The following is a 19,140-nucleotide window of genomic DNA, read 5'->3' on the forward strand; positions in this document are numbered from 1 at the left end:
GGCGTACCGCCCCAACAACCACCCGCCCACCGGCCGCATGAAGAAGCCCACCGCGAACACGGCCGCGGCATTCAAGAGCTGCGCGGTCTGGCTGGCCGGCGGAAAGAACGCCTGGGCGAAGTACAACGAGAACGCCGAGTAGACGTACCAGTCGTACCATTCCACCAGATTGCCGATGGAGCCGCCAAAGATGGCGCGCAGTCGCTGGCGCGACGACCCGGGCTCGGGAGCAGGCACTGCGGCTGGCATGGGCGTGGAGATTGGCATGCGGCAAGCTGCCACGCCGCGCGCGCCCTGTCGACTGCGGGGTGCCCCCATGCACGCGAACCGCATAAATTCCCATGACCGAATCCGAGGGCGCGGCTCCCATGGCCGCGCCTTCGCCGTTTCGGCCAACTCCCTCGACCATGTCCCTGCGCCCCCATCGAGACTTCCTCAACATCAGCGACTTCTCCGCGCATGAGACGTTCGCGCTCTGTGCCATGGCCGAGCGCATGCGATCCCGGGAGTACGATCGCAAGCCGCTGGCCGGCATGGCGTTGGCGATGATCTTCATGAAGTCGTCCACCAGAACTCGCGTTTCGTTCGAGGTGGGTGCCACGCAGCTCGGTGCCACCGCGCACTTTCTCTCGCCGCGCGACGTGCATATCGGGCGCGGTGAACCCATCGAAGACACGGCGCGGGTCCTGTCGCGCTATGTCGATGGCATCATGATCCGCACCTACGCGCACGCCGACGTCGAGCGTCTGGCGGAGTACTCCGGCGTTCCCGTGATCAACGGCCTCACAGACCTGTCGCATCCCTGTCAGGTGCTGGCCGACGTGCTCACCATGCGGCAGTACCTCGGCGACGTGCGAGGGCACACCGTGGCCTGGATTGGCGATGGCAACAACATGGCCAACTCCTGGATTGAGGCGGCCGCGCACCTGGGGTTTGCGCTGCGGCTGGCATGCCCGGAAGGCTACGACCCTGACGCGGGGTTTCTGGCCAAGGCCGCGTCGGCCGACGTGCGGTTGCTGCGCGACCCGCGCGAGGCCGTTGAGGGCGCCGACGTCGTCACCACCGACGTCTGGGCGTCGATGGGACAGGAGGAGGAACACAAGCTCCGCGCGAAGGCGTTTGCCTACTTTCAGGTGAACGCGGCGCTCATGGCACGCGCCGCGTCACACGCCATCTTCCTGCATTGTCTCCCGGCCCATCGCGGCGAGGAAGTGTCGGCGGAGGTGATCGACGGCGCGCAGAGTGCGGTATGGGATGAAGCGGAGAACCGTCTGCACATCCAGAAGGCGATCATGGCCGTCCTCATGGGACGAGAGGTCCTCTGCTGATGCGTCCAACTGCTGGTTCTCAGGCACCCGATTTCACCGTGCTCACCGACACCGGAGAGTCACTGACGCTGTCGTCACTCCGCGGTCGACCCGTGGTGCTGTACTTCTATCCCAAGGACGACACCTCCGGGTGCACCACCCAGGCGTGCGAATTCCGCGACCTCTTTCCGCGCTTCGCCACCAGCGGGGCCGTCATCCTCGGTGTCAGCCCAGACCCGGTCAAGTCGCACGTCAAATTCAAGGCGAAATACGACCTGCCGTTCACCCTGTTGGCCGACACGGAAAAGGCCATCGCCATGGCCTACGACGTGTGGAAGGAGAAATCCATGTATGGCCGCAAGTACATGGGTGTCGAACGCACCACGTTCGTCATCGACGCCAAGGGGCAGATCGCCAAGGTCTTCGAGAAGGTGATCCCGGCCGGCCACGCGGCGGCGGTTCAAAAGGTCCTCGACGGGCTCTGAGCGTAGGCGTCCGATGCATGCGTGGCCTGCTGCCACGCTGGCATCCCGTAGTGGCGCGGCTCTGCCATTTTCGGCAGCCGGCAGGCATCTTTAGCCACCGGCCGATCACCGGCCGAGCCAACCGGATCCCGCCTGATGACTGCTACTGCTGCCGGCGCACTCAAGCGCACCCCGCTTCACGATGTCCACGTCGCGCTCGGCGCGAAGATCGTCCCCTTCGCCGGCTACGAGATGCCGGTGCAATACCCCCAGGGGATCACCGCTGAACACAAGGCTGTGCGCGAGGCGTGCGGCATGTTCGACGTCTCACACATGGGCGAAGTGCTGGTGCGTGGCCCTGACGCCATTCGGTTCGTGTCATCGGTAACCAGCAACGACGTGGCGGCGCTGGCCATCGGACAGATCCAGTACTCCACGTTGCTGCGGGCCGACGGCACTATCGTCGATGATTTGCTGGTCTATCGGTTTGCCGATCAGCTCATGCTGGTGATCAACGCCAGCAACCGGGACAAGGATATTGCGCACCTGCGAGCCAATATCTTCGAATATGAATGCACCATGACCGATATCAGCGACAGTATTGCGTTGCTGGCCATTCAAGGGCCCGACGCGGCGGGTGTGGTGCAGTCGTTGGCCGACGTGCCGCTGGGTGACGTGAAGTACTACCGCTTCACCGAGGGTCGTGTGGCCGGCGTGCCCTGCACGATTTCGCGCACCGGATACACCGGGGAGGATGGGTTCGAGCTGTACTTCGATGCGACCAAGGCCGTGTCGGTGTGGAACGCCGTCATGGCCACCGGCAAGGTGACGCCAACGGGACTCGGCGCGCGCGATTCGCTGCGTTTGGAAGCGGGGTTGTGCCTGTACGGCCATGAACTCAACGATCAGGTCACGCCAATCGAAGCGGGACTCAATTGGATCGTGAAGCTCGGCAAGGCCGAGACGTTTGTCGGTCGCGATGTGCTGGCGCGGCAGCACAACGAAGGGACCGATCGTCGCCTGGTGGGTTTCACCATCGATGAGCGGGCCATCCCGCGGCAAGGCTATCCCGTCACCTACGGCGGCATGCCGTTCGGTGAAGTGTGCAGCGGCATCATGAGTCCCACGCTGGGTGTGCCGGTCGGCACCTGCTATCTGCCCAGCGCGGCGGCCGTCGTCGGGACGCAGTTCGAAATTGAAATCCGTGGCAAGAAACTGCCGGCCCGGGTGGTGAAGCTGCCGTTCTACAAGCGACCGGCCAAGGCATGACCGCGCGCACGCGCGCCGCCTCGACGCGGCGTGGGGGAAGCGGCGACGACGCGCCCAGCGTCGTCGCCATTCTCATGAGCGACGTCGAACCGGCCGTGCGGCTCAATGCTGCGCTCGAGGCGCTGGGGTTTTCCGTGGTGACCATCTCGCCGATGGATGATGTGCGCGGTGATTTGCGTCGCGCCTCGCCGGACTTGCTGGTGCTCACCGGGGCGTTGCTTGATTCCGCCAACATCGCGCTGGTGCGTCAGCAACTGTGGGACAGCATTCCCGTGGTCGGTCTCACCGATGTGTCCGATCCGGCGATGCAGGATCGACTGCGCGACATCGGATACGCGGAGACATGGCCCAAGCCCATCGTGCTGGACGACGTGGTGGACGGCATTCGCCGCCGCATCGAGCGCCAGCGATTGGCCGAGTTGACCGGACTGGTGGGGGAGTCCGAGCCGATCCGTGAAGTGTTGGTAAAGGTGGAACAGATCGCACCGGTGTCGAGCACGGTGTTGATCGAAGGGGAGAGTGGTACCGGCAAGGAACTGGTGGCACGCGCCATTCATCGGCTGGGGCCTCGCCGTGCCAAACCGTTCATCGCGGTGAACGTGGGCGCGTTGCCCGAGACGTTATTGGAAAGCGAGTTGTTCGGGCACGAGAAAGGCGCCTTCACGGGGGCGGCGGAGCGGCGACTTGGACGTTTCGAGTTGGCGGACGCCGGTACCTTGTTCCTCGACGAAATCGGCGATGTGCCGCCCAGCACCCAGGTCAAGCTGCTGCGGGTGCTTGAGGAACGTGAAGTGACGCGTGTGGGCGGTGTGCAGGCAATTCCCATCGACGTCCGCGTCGTGGCGGCCACCAACCGACCGTTGCGCGAGCATGTGGAGGAAGGCGGCTTTCGCGCCGACTTGTACTATCGCCTCAACGTGCTGCGCATTTATCTGCCGCCGTTGCGCGAGCGACGGGACGATATCCCGCTGCTGGTGCGGCGCTTTGTGTCGGAATTTTCACGCCAGCATGATCGGCCGTTTCACGGCATCGCGGCCGAAGCCATGGCTTCGCTGGTGGAGTACCCGTGGCCCGGAAACGTGCGCGAATTGCGCAACCTCATCGAAAGCATGGTGGTGTTGGCGCATGGCCGGGAAATCGTGGCGGATGACATTCCCCGCGCGATTCGTGACGGTGGCGGGCGCCGATTGCCGGTGCACATTGGCCCGCTGGTGCGCGAGGGGGAGCGGGCTCAGGGACGCGAGTTCGAGTTCATCGTCCGTTCGCTGGTCGAACTCAAGTTACAGGTGGAGGAGTTGCGTCGTCGAATGGATGTGGAAGGGCGTGCGTCGACGCCGGCGTGGGTCGGGGAAGTCCGATCGCCGGCCGTTGGCGCGTCCGTGTACGGCGACGTGTCGGCACCGATGGGTTTGGTTCGCGGCATCGAGCCGCGCGACCAGGAAGTTGCGCCAACGGTGATCACTCTGGGACCGGGGATGACGATGGCCGAAATCGAGCGCGTGGCCATCCTGGCGGCTCTTCGGGATTCTTCCGGAAATCGTCGGAAAGCCGCCGAACGGTTGGGGATTGGCGAGCGCACGCTGTACCGGAAGCTGCGCGAGTACGACGTTGATGTGGATATCGACGAAGGGGAGGGCGATGGCGCCCTCGACGCAGGTTGAGGTGCGAACCGTTACGTCCATGCGAGACAACGCCTTGGGAGATTTCGCGCCTTGCTCTCTGGCGGACTTGTCCACATATTGGCACACGATCCAGTCGGTCGACCCCAGTTGGTCCGAACCCACCGCGGAGCCATATCTGTCGATCCCCGTCAATTTTGGCACGAGCTCGTCATCGACGCCCGTGTCACCAAGTGCGGTTGTAGGGAGCGTCCTCCCTTTGCGGCGGGCTGAAGAACTGATTTCCACCCTTCCCGGGGTGTTGTCCGTGCGCATCGTGCCCGGTGACAGTGGCGCGATTGATGAAATCCATGTCCTGACGACCAACGAAATCGTCCCCAAGAACATGGTGCGCAACATCGAGAGCGCGCTCATGGCCCAGCTGGGGCTGCGGATCAACCACCGAAAGGTCAGCATCGCCCAGTCACTCGACCCCGTGCGGGCGGCCGACATGCCGCACCACGCCACGCCGAGCCCGGTGCCAACCACCCCGCAGATGCCTCCCGGGGCTATTCCCGGGGTCGCGAATCCTGCCTACGTCTCCTCTCAGGCCAGTGCGGCCCAGGCGGCGGCCCAGGCATCGGTTATGGCTGGGCTTGCTTCGGCTTCTGCGCCGACGGTCGATACTCAAACTGTCGGCCGTCGCAAGCTGATTTTCGAGGACGTGGAAGTGCGGCGGTCTCGGACACGCGGCGTGCTGTGCAAGGTCACCCTGAGCCGGGAAGGGCAGGAGTATTTCGGGGAAGCGGAGGGGCAGGAGAGCGAGCGGTCGCGTGTGGAGTTGGCCGCGCGGGCGACCGTGCTGGCGATCGTGGAGTCGATGAAGGCGACACCCGGCGGCGACCGGAGTCTGGCGCTGGAAGGCTCGAAGTTGATCGATGCGTTTGATCGCGAATTCATTTTCGTCAGCGTCATTGCGCGCCTGGGGCGCGAGAACGCGGTGCTGACGGGCAGCTGTGAAGTGCGGGAGAGCAAAGAGACCGGCGCGGTGTTGGCGGTGCTCGATGCGACCAACCGTTGGATGCATCTCGATCGTTGAACAGCGCGTCTGATGCATTCGGCATCGGGCGCACGCACACACCTTTCATCGTCCCGATAGACGATAACCCAAAACGTCCCCCGTCATCCCGGTAGAGCGGAGCCGAGCGGGCAGGCCAAGCAGTATGAGCGGAGCCAACATTCGATAGCACGTCCAGTCCCGAGCGGGACAACGTGACTGACCCGATGGAGGTGACGCATTATGGAATTTCTGGCCCAGCTCGTGAGCGCGATTTCTTCGTTCGTGTTCGCGGAAACGAAGATTTGGATGTAACCTGACCGAGTGACGGGGGCGACTCAATCCGATGAGCAGAGCGTTCTCACTTACGTGTATGCAATCGTGGCGGCGGCATTCGCCTGCTAGCAGGGCTAGTCGTGCCCGAGCCAGGTTCGTTTGACCTGTTGGTGGGCAGTCAGCTTCGCTAACGCTCGTCGGCTTTGTAGGTACTTCTTGCAGGTTACCAGCTCAAGGTACCACCACTGGCGGTGGTCGCTTTGCGCCGTACCTCTCTGCAGTGGTTCTGTATCCTGCGTGGACAACAATCGCACTCGTAGCAGGTGCAGTAAGCGTCGCAGAATTCAACACGAAGAAGCAGCAGGCGATCAAGCGCGCCTTCAACATCGCGCAGCTCTTGCGGCTGCGTCGGCGGTAGCCGCGTTTGGCTTCCTCGGCGGAACTGCATTCCAGGTCGAAAGAACAGCTTCACGCCTTGCCGGAGTCGGGAGCAGTCCTTGCTTTCTTGTTAGTAAACACGCTTTCAGTGGCAGCCGCGATTTCGCTAGTCAGAAGGGAATGCCGCTCGTTTGGCGAGATAAGGTCATCGAGGCTTCGCGTAATTACGCAGTGTCGAATCCCGTTTGTTCACGGATTCGCCTGGGCATATGTCAGATTTAGTTACGGGGGGTTCCTTTATTGCGTTCGCAATCTTGGAATTCGTTAACTCAACCACTCGACTCATCAACTACGCAACGACAAATCAGGAGCTCCTCACCTATTCGTTCAGACCGTTGAATTGCGAGATCCGTACACGTCAGGTCATTCCCAGAGGGTATCCAAGTCCGCGCATCAGCGCTCGCGCAGCCATCGGACTCCCCAAGGGAGGTTGATCGAATCGCGATTGCGGCATTGCTCCATGACGTCGGAAAGATCCACGAGATCTTCGAGCCAATCCTAAAGAAGCCAGGGCGCCTCACGCCTGATGAGCGCGCTATCATGGAGCTGCATCCGCTTAAAAGTGTTGAACTCGCTGAGAAAGTTAGCGAGCTTGAGGACGTACTTCCGGCTATCAGACATCATCATGAGAACTGGGACGGCACGGGTTATCCAGATCGCTTGGCAGGTACGGATATCCCGCTTGGAGCACGCATCATCATGTTCGCGGACACGATCGACGCTATGACGACGGATCGACCGTATCGAAAGCGATTACGGAGGTAGAGTGCGGGCGGAGCTAATACGAATCACCGGACGGCAATTTGATCCTAAGATCTGCGAGACATTGCTTGCCAGCCCAGAGTACCACCAGATGTTCACGGGAGAGGACGCCGGACAGGGTTGACTTTGACGCAGTATCTGGACCGGGCTGTCCGACAGCGCACTCCGGTGTCGCCTAGCATCTCCCAGGAATCCGACCCCGGCGTCAGTTTTCCGGCCTTGGTCGCGTCGGCTGATCTGTTAGCTGGCGGTAGACACATCGAGGGAATCGGCAGTTCGCCTGAGACGAACGGACCACGGAGCGAATTCTCGACGAAGATCGCGCACGTATCGAACAAATAGTGCTGTCTCCCCGACCTTTGGAGATCTTTTCGAGCAATTGCCTGCGCCTGCGACACTGGCAAAAAGTATGAGGTTCCGAATTGAACAATGCCGTCAGCGAATGCGCTCAGGGACGCACTCTGCGATCTAGGCTGCCGTATCCAAATGGCGGCGAGCAGTCCCGATCGCAACCTTCACCGTCGAGAGTGTGGCTGGCGGTACGCACTGTCGGGCGTTCCGGAGTTACGGCTACGTATTGTGCATAGTACTCAATAGCCATCTGCGTATCCGAACGCTCTATAGCCCCACGACAAAGGAGCGCTGGAGCAAAACTCGTAGAGAGCCCGCCGGGCTTTTCTTGGTAGCGGTCGTGCGATCTCCTGAAACAAGCTCTCGACGCGTGCTCCAATTCAAGGTTGCCCAATCTCGAGATGGCACTGAGCAGCTGCCAGACCGCGTTCAGGCGATTGCGGGAAGTGTCCAACTGACTCTGCGGAAACGAAATGCAAGTTCGAATGCCCGGAAGTAGTCCGAACTCTGAAACCATACGAAGCGCAAATCCTGCCTTGAGCGCATCGTGGAGCGCTCAGCAATGTGCGTCCCCGAGGGCTGGTCGAAGGAGGTTCGTCGCTAGCGTGTCGCGCCTGATCGCGGTCGCCAAAATCGTATGGTAGATTAGCGCGACACGCGTGACTGCGATCGAATCCGAGTTCAGTGACGCAGACGCCGAAAGCGCGCGCCAGAGCGTATTGGCCCTTTCTAGATCACACTGATTCGAAAGGATCACGAATCCAATTCCCGCAGCCCTAACGCGAACAGAATGCGGTAGGCGCGAATGTGATGCCACCGTAACGACATAGTCGGCGAGCTGATCACGATCGGTCCCCGAGTCGGCGCGATAGATGCTCTCGACCAGCGACAATGCCGACTCTGCGTCTGGCGCGGTATTCGTGTGATCTGCCCTTGGGAGGTCGGAGGAGTCCTGGTCCGCGGAGGGATCCGACTTGCCCTAGAGGTACTCGCCACGCGTAGTCGCGAGGCGCGCCATTGTAGACGCATTCTGGCCTGCACTCTGCAGACTCCGGTTTCGACTGACTCTAGGAACCGAAGTGTCTCTGCAGGCTCCGAGCACGAGTCGAGGTTCGCTGTCCATTTTGCCGACAGTCGAACAAGAGTTCCATATTCGCCGGCAGCTTCCAAGTGCCTAAGCGCCGACAGCAGCATCGCAGTATTGGACTTCTCCTCCAATTCAATTTCAAACACCGCCGCGATTCGCGAGTGGAGTGCGGCTTTGGCCAGACACTGGAGTTTGAGACTAGCCGAAGCTGATATCAACTCATGACAAGCAAGGCAAAGTGGACGGTCGATACAAGCATTCCATTGCTCTCAAGTTCCGATATGTTCCCAATCGTCGTTGACGCGGATTGCTGTAACACCAGCGCCACCCGCTCACACGTCGCCCACTTCCCCAGCAACGCCGCCGTCTGCAGTACGCGCAGCGCATCGCCGCTCAACTGACTCAACCGTTGCTCAATCACCCCCTGCAGCGTCGGCGGGACACCGCCGGCCTCGCCCGTCTCGATCCAGTGACTCACCAACGCGCGCAGAAACAGCGGAATCCCCTCGCTCGCCCGTACAAACCACTCGCCTAGATCGTCGGTGATCGTCGCCGCCAGATCGTCCCCGATGGCGCGCGAGAGCAGCAGGCAGCTGTCCGAGGACAGTGGCGGCACCCGATGCACGTCCAGCCCCAGCGGCACGCGCTGCGGTCGCTGCGGACGCGCGTGGGGCTCGCGCGAGGTCATCAGCAGGAACACCCGCATCGCGCTCGCGCGATCGATCAGATCGGCCAGCACGTCCCACGAGTGTTCGTCGATCCAGTGGACGTCTTCCACGATCAGCAACAGCGGCCTCTCATCCGACACCGCCGACAGCAAGTCGATGATCGAGCGACGCAGGGACGCCGCCATCGGCATCGGCGCGCGCGGCGCCGTCGCATCGCCGGGCGGATCACCGCTCCATCGTTCAGCGGGTACCAGGCGCCGCAGCGCCGCCAGGCTTTCCGGGGCGCACCCCAGTGCGCCGGCATGGCTCATCAACTCCGGCAACACATCGAGAAACACCGACAACGGCCGCAGCAGGTCGCTTTCCCGACACGACGTCTGCACCACACGGATGCCCTCGATGGTCGCCACCTTGTCGAGTTCGTGCCCCAGCCGGCTCTTGCCGATCCCCGGCGGCCCGTGCAGCAACACCGCGCTGCCGTCGTGCCACCGGGCGCGCCGCATCGACAACGTCAACGAGGCCAGCTCCGCGTCGCGCCCCACGAAATGGCGCTCGGTGGGGGCAAACGACAGCCGACCTCGCGACGCGGGTTCCGCAATACGCTTGCGCAACATCGTCGCCGGCAATCGAATGTCGCCGGCCGCAGGCCCCAACTCGGCCAGATACCGGTCGAGGATGGCCAGCGCCTCCGTCTTCGAGCCCGACAACGCCGTGCACTCGGCCACCGTCAGCGTCGCTTCCTCATTCAGGGGATCGAATTGCAGCAGCCAGCGCGCCAGCGCGTCGGCACCACCCCAATCGGCTCGCTCTCGGCGACGACGCAATTGGTCGATCAACACCCGACGCACATCGGCGTGCACCGCCTCGCGCTGCACATCGATCCACTCCTGAAACTCCGGCCACGGCACCGCAAAGCCCGGCAGAAAGGGACCGAAGGGCTCGTGACCCAAGGTCACATCCCGTTCAAACGTCTCCGCCGTACGTTCGCGGGAAAACGAACGCAACACCTGCGTCTCATCCAGCAGCACCACGTCACCGTGCATCGTGACGCGCACGCCGAATCCCCGCAGCTTGTACAGCGCCTGCCGCAGATTCGCGCGCTGTCGGACCTCTTCCTGATCCGGCCACAACGATCGCCGCAGCACCTCGCGACTCAGCATCATGCCCGGCGTGCCACTCAGTCGCACCAACACCGAGAACAGCGTCCCGGCCGCCGCACTGAGTCGCAGGTCGCCCACCATGAGCACGGCGGCGCCAAGCGTCTGCAGTCGAATCATCGGTTGTCCCGACGCATCGTGCGTGGGAAGGGCACCGGTGCTGCCCAGTCGGAGTGGACTGGCCTGGAAGTGCGGACGGGGTCGGGCCATGAAGATCCCTCGATTCAGGTGGGGGACCGACAAGGTGACCCGCCGCGTCAGCGCAGTGTCATCTCCGTCCGCCAGCACCATTCAGACAATGGAAGACCGGTCGACGCCTACACAAACGCCACGTGGACGCGGCCGGCAAGCGGGCTCGACATCCACGTGGCGTCTGGCGTTCGCCGGTCGCGGTCAACCAGTCAACGCGGCAACTCGATCAGGTCCTCAACCGGAATTCCATCCGCCTCAGCCTGGAAGTTGACCACCAGCCGATGCCGCAGCACGGCATGCGCCACTTGCCGCACGTCGTCCAGATCGGGCATCGCCCGGCCGTCCATCGCCGCGCGCGCCTTGGCGCCCAGAATGAGGTACTGCGAGGCACGTGGCCCCGCGCCCCAGCTCACGTACTTCTTGACCTTGGCGGTGGCCTCAGGGTTGTCCGGACGCGTGCTGCGCGCCAGCCGTACCGCGTACTCCACCAGACTCGGTGGCGCCGGCAACCGTCGCACCAATCGTTGCATCGACAGCAGCTCTTCCGCACCCAGCACCGGCTTCACCACGCCTTCCGTGGACCCCGTGGTACTGGTGACAATCAGTTGTTCCTCCTCGCGCGTGGGATAGCCCATGCGCAACTCGAACATGAAGCGGTCCAGCTGCGCTTCCGGCAGCGAGTAGGTGCCTTCCTGTTCGATCGGATTCTGCGTGGCCAGCACGAAGAACGGATTCGGCAAATCGTACGTGCGCCCCGCCACGGTCACGGTACGTTCCTGCATGGCCTGCAACAGTGCGGCCTGCGTCTTCGGTGGGGCGCGATTGATTTCGTCGGCCAGGACCATGTTGCCGAACACGGGGCCCGGCGCAAATCGAAACGCGCGCTTGCCGGTGCCCGGCTCTTCTTCCATCAACTCGGTGCCGGTGATATCGCTGGGCATCAAGTCGGGGGTGAACTGCACGCGCGTATTGGTCAGATCGAGCGCACGCGCCACGGTCTGCACCAGCAACGTCTTGGCCAGCCCGGGCACACCAATCAGCACCACATGGCCACCGGCCAGGAGCGCGGCCACGAGATCGTCGACAACGTGCGTCTGTCCAACGATGCGCTTGGCGATCTGTTCCTTGAGTTCATGGCGCGCAGCCGCGAGCCGCTGCAGCAGGGCGATGTCGTTCGTGTCGGAAGGTGCGTTCACGAGAGCCACGGGCGGGAGAGAGGCGCGACGCGTGTATGCGGCCGCGCTGACAAACAACTACGGACGTCCGTGGACGTCCGTTGGCAAGCGGTGCGGATGTGCGCTGGGAAAGATACTGCGCGAACGCCGGGATGCAGCAGGGTGGGACCGGTCGAACGCCGTTCGCGGACTACTGCAGCGCAAACTCCACGCGCTGCCGCACCGGATAGTTCTCGCTGTGGAGCTGCGCTACGAGCGTGTAATGACCCTTGGCCGGTGGCTGCCAGCGTTCGGTGTACACCACGGCGTCGTGTGCTTCCAGCAACCGGTTCTGCATCCCCTGCGTGAACATGCGGCCGGCGCTCCAGCGCCAGACTTCACGACCGGCGTCGTCCAGCACGATGAAATCGTGCGTGCGACCGTCGGGGAAATCGAGTTCCACGCGCTTGCGTGAATCATTCGCCACTTCGATGGCGAAACGGACCTCGCCACGCGCCGTGTCCACCATCACATGCGAGGTCACCCCCCGTTCGACACTGGATCGCGGGCGCGCACTGGCGACCGTATTCGGCGTGCGCGGACTGCACGCGAAGACGAGCACGGCAGCTGCCAGCAGTGGAACGATGATGCGTGGGAGCATCAGGTAGTGGAGGGTGAGACTGTGACGCGGTGTGGAACGCGCAGGAAGCGCGGCTGCATGGACTTGGACGACCGACTGTCACATTTCGATACTGGGCTATGTTATCAACGACTGTCGAGCCTGTCAAGCAATTTCTGACGACGTAAGTGACAGTCCTGTCTCAGGTTCTCGAAATGTGGAATGCGTGTCGGTTTTTGTTCGGTTTCGTGAACTTTGGTTGCTTGCGAAAAATTTCACAAGCCCCTAACTTCACGCCCGAATGACAGAGGAAAAGCAGCCCCACAAGGCTCCGTCACCGACCCGTGGTGATCCGTCGCCGTGGGCGGTGGCTGGCCTGGGGATGCAGTTCTTTGTCGCGCTCATCGCATTCGTGTATGCCGGCAACTGGTTGGACGCGCGTGTGGGTACATCGCCCGTCTTTCTGTTCGCCGGCGTGTTTGTGGGTGGTGGAGGATCGTTCTACCTGAGCTATCGGCGACTCATGCGTACCGCGTACCCGGAAGACAAGCCGCCGACCGCATCGCGTGACGGGTCGGTGGGTCAGTGACGGCGGCGCCGCGCGGTATGCTGCGTGCGCTCCTCCTGTTTACGGTGGCGCAGGCGATGTTGGTTGCGGTGGTGGCGGTCATCCTCACGCGCTTTGTGTGGACTGACGCCGAATCGGTGCGCGCAGTGCACGCCAGCGCCTGGATGTCTGTGGGAGTGCAGATCGTCACCTTTTCCATCGCGCGTCTGGTCGCGCGACAACAGGTGATTGCCGGTTGGGGGTTGGGAGTGGTGCTGCGATTCGCCATGGTGGCCTTCTGGGCCTTCCTGGGCATCAAGGCGCTGGGACTGCAGTCGGGTCCGGCCCTGTTGTCGTTGGTGATCTTCTTCTTCGTCTCGACGCTGATCGAGCCGATCTTTCTGAACGCCTGATTCCGGATGCACGGGATGCGCCGTCCGTTTCGCAGTCTGAATATCTCTCGCGTCGCTCTGGCCCTCGCCACCGCGATCGCGTTGCTGCCGTTGGGGGTCGACGCACAGGGCACCGTGCCGGCATCGGAGCCGCAACCGCCGGTGCTGGTGCCGATCGAATCGGCCACCGTCACTGCGTCGCCGCTTCCCGAAGCCCAGGTGGAGTCGCAACACGCGCCGGCAGCCGGGGCAGCGGTCGACTTCATCACGCCGCATATCACCGACAGTCGTCATCTGGAAATTCCCTGGCCGAACGCGCATCTCGCCAAGGAAATCGAGCTGCCGCAATGGCCGCCGGTTCACATTGGCGGTATCGAGATTGATCTGTCGCCCACCAAGCACGTGGTCTTTCTGCTGTTGGGGGCCACGCTGGCGTGTCTGATGCTGATCGGTGCCGCCAACGCCAGCCGTCGCCAGCACAACGAATCCGGGCACGTGCGTGGTGCCGCCGGCGGCATCGAAGCCCTGGCCCTGTACCTGCGCAATGAAGTCGTGCTCCCCAACGTCGGTCATCATGGGGAGAAGTTCGTTCCGTTCGCCATGACGCTGTTCTTCTTCATTCTGTGCTGCAATCTGCTGGGACTCATTCCCTATGGGTCCACGGCCACCGGCAATATCTCGGTCACGGCGACCCTGGCCATCATCACGTTCTTCGTCGTGGAACTGGCGGGTATTCGGGCCAACGGTCTGGGGTACCTGAACACCATGTTCTACTGGAACAAGGAACTCCCCATTGTCATGCGTGTGCTGTTGTTCTTTGTCATGAGCCCGGTGGAAATGCTGGGCAAGCTCACCAAGCCGTTCGCGCTCATGATTCGCTTGTTCGCCAACATGACGGCGGGACATATCGTGCTGCTGGCCATCATCGGCCTGATCTTCAGCTTTCAGAACTGGTACATCACGGGCGCGCCGGTACTCATGGCGACCGCCATCAGCATGCTTGAACTGTTCGTGTCCTTCCTGCAGGCGTTCATCTTCACGCTGCTGGCCAGTGTCTTCATCGGCCAGATTCGCGAAGCGCACCACTAGCAGAGTCGGCAGTACGCGCTCCGCGATCTCCCGTGGAGCGTGATCAGTAGCCGGTCGAGCGACCGGTGATGCCCGTTGAGCCTCGGCTCGTGGACGGGCGGCGCAGCGAAGACTCGCTGTCGCAGGAGAGCAGGTCATCAACGTTTACGTGTGGAGTTTCTCATGATCGAAGTGATGGGTCTTCTGCAGGCCGCTGCGACGGGCTCCGACCCGCGTGGTCTGGCCATGATCGGCGCCGGCATCGCCGCCGGTGGTGCCGTGATCGGCGCCGGTATCGGCATCGGCCAGATCGGCGGTTCCGCGGTTGAAGGCATGGCCCGTCAGCCGGAAGCGGCTGGCAAGATCCAGACGGCAGCGCTCATTCTGGCCGCGCTCGTTGAAGGCGCCGCGCTGTTCGGCGTCGTGATCGGCTACCAGATCCAAGGCAAGATCACGTTCTGAGTGCACTTGTGCGCGGGGTGTCCATCCGGACGCCCCGCCGCTCCTTTTTTTCCCGTGGATGCTTTCATGTTCGCTTTCTCAACACGTCTTCATCGAGCTTTCGCACGAGGCCTCACCCTCGCCGCGACCTTGAGCCTTTCGGCGGCCCCGGCCTTCGCGGCCGAGCCCGAGGGTGGTCCGGTCAATCTGCTCGCACCCAATCCGGGACTGATGTTCTGGACGCTGATCATCTTCGTGGTCCTGATGATCGTGCTCTCGAAGTACGCCTATAAGCCCCTCTTCGCCGCCGTTGAGGCGCGCGAGAAGGCGCTGGAAGACGCCATCGAAGGCGCGAAGCGTGATCGGGCGGAAGCGGAGCAGTTGCTCGCGCAACAGCGCGCGCAGCTCGAGGCGGCACGCACGGAAGCGCAGAGCATCATCGCCGACAGCCGAGCGATGTCGGAAAAGATGCGCTCCGAGTTGCTGGCGCAGACCAAGGAGCAGCAGTCGGAGATGATCGAGCAGGCGCGCCGGGCCATCGACGGCGAGAAGGTTGCCGCCATCGCCGAACTGCGGAAAGAGGCCGTTGAACTCGCCATTGCCGGCGCCTCGCGCGTGATTGAGAAGAACCTCGACTCGACGGGCAACCGCCAGATCGTCGAAAGCTTCCTGTCGTCACTCGACGGCGCCAAGGGCGTGCGCTGATGGCGTCCGCCGCTGCCGGATCAACGGTCGCGCGCAACTACGCGGACACCCTGCTCGCCTTGGCCGGCAAGTCCGGCGAAGCGGCGGCGTGGGGCGCCGCACTGCGACATGTGGCCAATGCCATCTCGGAGGACGCGACCCTGCAGCGGTTTCTGGAATCGCCGCGCATCCCCGCCGAGCACAAGAGCGGCATGCTCACGCGCGCCCTCGGCGATCGCGTGCCGCCCCTGTTCCTCCGGTTTCTCGAAGCGCTGGTGCACAACCGCCGGCAATCACTCATCCCGGCCATCGCCGACGAGTATGACACGTTGCTGGACGCGACGAACGGCATCGTGCACGCTCGCGTCACCGTCTCGCGGGACACCTCCGACGACGAGCGCGCGGTTATTGCCGATCGGCTCTCCAAAGCGGTCGGTCGCACGGTCGTTCCGCACCTGCAGGTGGACCCATCCATACTCGGCGGCATCGTGGTGCGGATCGGTGACACGGTAATGGATGGATCGGTGCGCCGAAAGCTCGCATTGCTCCGCCGCAAGATGGGAAACCGCGGTTAGCCGATGAGCGGTCCCGTTGAAGTGCGCCACGTGGCCAAGCCCTGGGGACACGAAACCATCTGGGCACACACCGACCGGTATGTCGGCAAGATCCTGCACGTGAAGGCCGGCGAGAAACTGTCCATCCAGTACCATGAGCGAAAGGACGAGACGGTGTATCTCCTCAGCGGCGAAATGAAATATTGGGTGCAACTGCCCGGAGACACCGAGCTGCGCGACCAGCGCCTCGTGGCCGGCCAGTCGTTTCGCATCACGCCGCTCACCATCCATGCCATCGAAGCGGTGACCGATATCGATGTCCTTGAGGCGAGTACACCGGAACTCGATGATGTGGTGCGGATTCAGGATCGATACGGACGGGAAGGCACCAGCGCCCCCTGAAAGTGAGCAGTCGGCGGCGTGAGCACGAGAAGGGGTGAGGGAAGGGCGGTGAGCCAGCGAGGGCAGTTTCTGCCCTCACCGCTCACCCCTCTACCGTCACCCCTTCTTCGCTCACCTCCGTCACCGCACCGCTCACCCCTCCCCCTCGCGCTCGTCCGCCTGCATCTTGAGCGGCATCCGCCAATGAATTCCAGCGCATCAGGTCCTGACTCCTCACACTCCGGAATCGCATGAAGGTCATCATTCCCCTTGCCGGGAAGGGCACGCGGCTGCGCCCGCATACCCACGTCGTGCCCAAGCCCATGCTCAAGGTCGCCGGTCGACCGGTCATGAGCTATGTCATGGACGACGTACAGAAGCTCGGCAACATCGAGCAGGTCGTGTACATCACGGGTCACCTCAAGGAGAAAGTCGAAACGTACGCGCGCGCGACGTACGACATTCCCAGTGTCTTCATCGAGCAGAAGGTGCAGGACGGTACCGCCGGCGCGGTGGCGCTTGCCAAGCCGTACGTCGACCAGCCGGTCCTGATCATCTTCGTGGATACCATCTTCGATGCCGATCTGAGCATCACCAAGACCATCGACGCCGACGGCATCATCTGGACGAAGGAAGTCGAAGACTATCAGCGCTTTGGTGTGGTCGTCACCGATGCCGACGGGCACATGACGAAGATCGTGGAAAAACCCACCACGCCCATCTCCAAACGCGCGAATATCGGCCTGTACTACATCCGCAACTGGAAGCTGCTGTTTGAAGGCATCGACCATGTGCTCACCACTGCGCCCAACAAGGGCGAGTGGTATCTCACCGATGCCTTTCAGTACATGATCGACCACGGCGCAAAAATCAAAGTGGTGGACGTGGAAGGCTGGTACGACGCCGGGCAGTTGGAAACGCTGCTGGATACCAATCGGGTGATGCTGGAAAAGGGACGCGCGCGCCGGCCGAAGGAACTGGGCGAAGGTGCCCACATCATCGAGCCTGTGTACATCGAGGACGGCGTCACCATCGAGCATGCCACGGTGGGACCCAACGTGTCCATCGGCACCGGCAGCACGGTGCGAAACGCCACGGTGCGCGATGCGGTCATCGGTGACCGCACCTCCATCATCGACGCGCAATTGCATGACACGTTCCTTGGCGATCATGTCCACGTGCAAGGCGTGCGCGGTACCCTCAATGTGGGTGATCATTCGGACATTCGCACCACACCCGGAGCCTGAACGCCATGACCGACCGCATCTCACGTCGTGAACTCCTCACGGGCACGGCCGCGGCACTCGCGGCCACCGCACTCACCGGTACACCAGCCCGATTGCTGGCATCCACCGATGATTGGCGCGTCGACCTGGCCCATCCCGGTCGTCCGTCGGCCGGCCTGATGCTGGGCGTACCGTTTGAGAAACACGAGATGGTGCGTATCGCCATTGTCGGCACAGGTCTTCGCGGGCGCTCGACGTTGGGTGAACTGCTGGCCATTGAAGGCGTGCAGATCACGGCGCTGTGCGATGTGGTGGAAGACAAGGTGCGCCGGGCGGCGGCGATGGTGACGAAGGCGGGGCAGAAGGAGCCCGCCTTGTACTTCAACGGCGACCGTGACTTCGAGCGGCTCGTGCAGCGCAACGATATCGACTTCGTGTACACGGCGACGCCGTGGCCGTGGCATACCCCGGTGGCGTTGGCCGCCATGCGGGCGGGCAAGCATGCCGCCAGCGAGGTGCCCATCGCGTCCAGCGTGGAAGATTGCTGGGAGCTGGTGGAAACATCGGAGAAGACACGCAAGCATTGCCTGATGATGGAAAACTGCTGCTACGGCAACAGTGAATTGAGCGTGTTGCGCATGGTGCGCGACGGCGTCTTTGGCACCTTGCTCCATGGCGAGGCCGCGTACCTGCACGACTTGCGCGAAATTCTCTTCGAGGATCGCGACGAGGGCCTCTGGCGGCGTCTGCCGCACACCAAACGCAACGCGAATTTCTATCCCACGCACGGACTCGGCCCGGTGGCGCAGTACATGGGGATCCATCGCGGCGACCGCTTCGAGTACATGGTGTCCATGGCCTCGGGCGAAGCGGGACTCAGCGAATGGCGCGAGCAGCACGTGCCGAAGGACAGCCCAAAATGGAAGGAGAAGTACGTCGCCGGCGACATGAACTCCTCGCTCATCAAGACGGCGAAGGGACGCACGATTCTCCTGCAGCACGATGTGGTCAACGCGCGTCCGTACTCGCGCCTCAACAACCTGCAAGGTACCAAGGCCATCTTCAACGACTATCCGCCGCGTTTGTACATCGATGGCGCCAAGGGTGGCGAGCGATTCACACCGCTGGCCGATGTGGCCAAGCAGTACGAACATCCGCTGTGGACGGCGGTGGGTGAGCTGGCGCGCAAGAATGGCGGGCACGGGGGCATGGACTTCGTGATGGCCTATCGATTGGTGCAGTGTCTGCGCGAGGGACTCGTGCCCGATTTCGACGTATACGATGCCACCGCGTGGAGCGTGCCTTTCCCGCTCAGCGAAGAGTCGCTGCGCAAGGGCAGTGCGCCCATCAAGTTCCCGGATTTCACTCGCGGCGCGTGGGCGACATCGGTCGCGCCACAGGGACCTGCCACGAAGTGATCCGCACCGCCGCGATCCTGGCCCGTGGGC

The 19,140-nt window shown here is 62.8% G+C and carries 19 protein-coding genes; 15 read left to right on the forward strand and 4 right to left on the reverse strand.

Features of this window, described 5'->3' with window-relative positions; genetic code table 11:
- The coding region (locus IPP90_18880; GenBank protein MBL0172728.1) for an alpha-ketoglutarate transporter at window positions 1–249 on the reverse strand (249 nt) is incomplete at its 3' end.
- Window positions 250–407: 158 nt separating this feature from the next.
- On the opposite strand from IPP90_18880, the gene argF reads away from it, so the two are divergent.
- The 6 genes from argF (at window position 408) to IPP90_18910 (ending at window position 7,174) form a co-directional block, all read left to right on the forward strand.
- The gene (argF, locus tag IPP90_18885; GenBank protein MBL0172729.1) at window positions 408–1,328 is read left to right on the forward strand and encodes an ornithine carbamoyltransferase; all 921 of its coding nucleotides are present in this window, start codon (window positions 408–410) and stop codon (window positions 1,326–1,328) included.
- Window positions 1,328–1,792 carry a thioredoxin-dependent thiol peroxidase gene (bcp, locus tag IPP90_18890; protein ID MBL0172730.1) on the forward strand — a complete coding sequence of 155 codons (465 nt, stop codon included), beginning with the start codon at window positions 1,328–1,330 and terminating at the stop codon, window positions 1,790–1,792. Before argF ends, bcp begins: the two co-directional genes overlap by 1 nt.
- Before the next feature lie 135 nt (window positions 1,793–1,927).
- Window positions 1,928–3,040, forward strand: coding sequence for a glycine cleavage system aminomethyltransferase GcvT (gcvT, locus tag IPP90_18895; GenBank protein MBL0172731.1), 1,113 nt, complete (start codon window positions 1,928–1,930; stop codon window positions 3,038–3,040).
- The gene (locus IPP90_18900) at window positions 3,037–4,701 is read left to right on the forward strand and encodes a sigma-54-dependent Fis family transcriptional regulator (protein MBL0172732.1); all 1,665 of its coding nucleotides are present in this window, start codon (window positions 3,037–3,039) and stop codon (window positions 4,699–4,701) included. The genes gcvT and IPP90_18900 overlap by 4 nt, the downstream gene beginning before the upstream one ends.
- A 265-nt stretch (window positions 4,702–4,966) precedes the next feature.
- Window positions 4,967–5,737: a hypothetical protein gene (locus IPP90_18905; GenBank protein ID MBL0172733.1), complete on the forward strand. Its 771-nt coding sequence runs from the start codon at window positions 4,967–4,969 to the stop codon at window positions 5,735–5,737.
- Between the two features lie 1,125 nt (window positions 5,738–6,862).
- Window positions 6,863–7,174 carry an HD domain-containing protein gene (locus IPP90_18910; protein MBL0172734.1) on the forward strand — a complete coding sequence of 104 codons (312 nt, stop codon included), beginning with the start codon at window positions 6,863–6,865 and terminating at the stop codon, window positions 7,172–7,174.
- Between the two features lie 1,649 nt (window positions 7,175–8,823).
- Here IPP90_18910 and IPP90_18915 read toward each other — a convergent pair.
- The 3 genes from IPP90_18915 to IPP90_18925 form a co-directional block, all read right to left on the reverse strand.
- On the reverse strand, window positions 8,824–10,644 hold the full coding sequence (locus tag IPP90_18915) for an AAA family ATPase (protein ID MBL0172735.1): 1,821 nt from the start codon (window positions 10,642–10,644) through the stop codon (window positions 8,824–8,826).
- 191 nt (window positions 10,645–10,835) lie between these two features.
- Window positions 10,836–11,822 (reverse strand): MoxR family ATPase, encoded by a 987-nt coding sequence (locus tag IPP90_18920; protein ID MBL0172736.1) that lies wholly within the window; start codon window positions 11,820–11,822, stop codon window positions 10,836–10,838.
- A gap of 169 nt (window positions 11,823–11,991) precedes the next feature.
- Entirely contained in the window at window positions 11,992–12,441 is a 450-nt protein-coding gene (locus IPP90_18925) for a hypothetical protein (protein ID MBL0172737.1), read from the reverse strand.
- A 259-nt stretch (window positions 12,442–12,700) separates the two neighbouring features.
- On the opposite strand from IPP90_18925, the gene IPP90_18930 reads away from it, so the two are divergent.
- From IPP90_18930 to IPP90_18970, 9 genes are all read left to right on the forward strand, one after another.
- On the forward strand, window positions 12,701–12,988 hold the full coding sequence (locus IPP90_18930) for an AtpZ/AtpI family protein (protein ID MBL0172738.1): 288 nt from the start codon (window positions 12,701–12,703) through the stop codon (window positions 12,986–12,988).
- Window positions 12,989–13,005: 17 nt separating this feature from the next.
- Window positions 13,006–13,359: a hypothetical protein gene (locus IPP90_18935; GenBank protein MBL0172739.1), complete on the forward strand. Its 354-nt coding sequence runs from the start codon at window positions 13,006–13,008 to the stop codon at window positions 13,357–13,359.
- 15 nt (window positions 13,360–13,374) lie between these two features.
- Window positions 13,375–14,427 carry a F0F1 ATP synthase subunit A gene (gene atpB / locus IPP90_18940; protein MBL0172740.1) on the forward strand — a complete coding sequence of 351 codons (1,053 nt, stop codon included), beginning with the start codon at window positions 13,375–13,377 and terminating at the stop codon, window positions 14,425–14,427.
- 162 nt (window positions 14,428–14,589) lie between these two features.
- Window positions 14,590–14,868 carry an ATP synthase F0 subunit C gene (gene atpE, locus IPP90_18945; protein MBL0172741.1) on the forward strand — a complete coding sequence of 93 codons (279 nt, stop codon included), beginning with the start codon at window positions 14,590–14,592 and terminating at the stop codon, window positions 14,866–14,868.
- Between the two features lie 129 nt (window positions 14,869–14,997).
- A complete protein-coding gene (gene atpF, locus IPP90_18950) occupies window positions 14,998–15,552 on the forward strand; it encodes a F0F1 ATP synthase subunit B (GenBank protein ID MBL0172742.1) in 555 nt (184 codons plus the stop codon).
- Entirely contained in the window at window positions 15,552–16,106 is a 555-nt protein-coding gene (locus tag IPP90_18955; GenBank protein MBL0172743.1) for a F0F1 ATP synthase subunit delta, read from the forward strand. Before atpF ends, IPP90_18955 begins: the two co-directional genes overlap by 1 nt.
- Before the next feature lie 3 nt (window positions 16,107–16,109).
- On the forward strand, window positions 16,110–16,487 hold the full coding sequence (locus IPP90_18960; protein MBL0172744.1) for a cupin domain-containing protein: 378 nt from the start codon (window positions 16,110–16,112) through the stop codon (window positions 16,485–16,487).
- Between the two features lie 230 nt (window positions 16,488–16,717).
- A complete protein-coding gene (locus IPP90_18965; protein ID MBL0172745.1) occupies window positions 16,718–17,713 on the forward strand; it encodes an NTP transferase domain-containing protein in 996 nt (331 codons plus the stop codon).
- Window positions 17,714–17,718: 5 nt separating this feature from the next.
- Window positions 17,719–19,110, forward strand: coding sequence for a Gfo/Idh/MocA family oxidoreductase (locus IPP90_18970; protein ID MBL0172746.1), 1,392 nt, complete (start codon window positions 17,719–17,721; stop codon window positions 19,108–19,110).
- Window positions 19,111–19,140 lie beyond the last annotated feature (30 nt).

The sequence above is a fragment of the Gemmatimonadaceae bacterium genome (assembly GCA_016720905.1).
Classification (GTDB): Bacteria; Gemmatimonadota; Gemmatimonadetes; order Gemmatimonadales; family Gemmatimonadaceae; genus Gemmatimonas.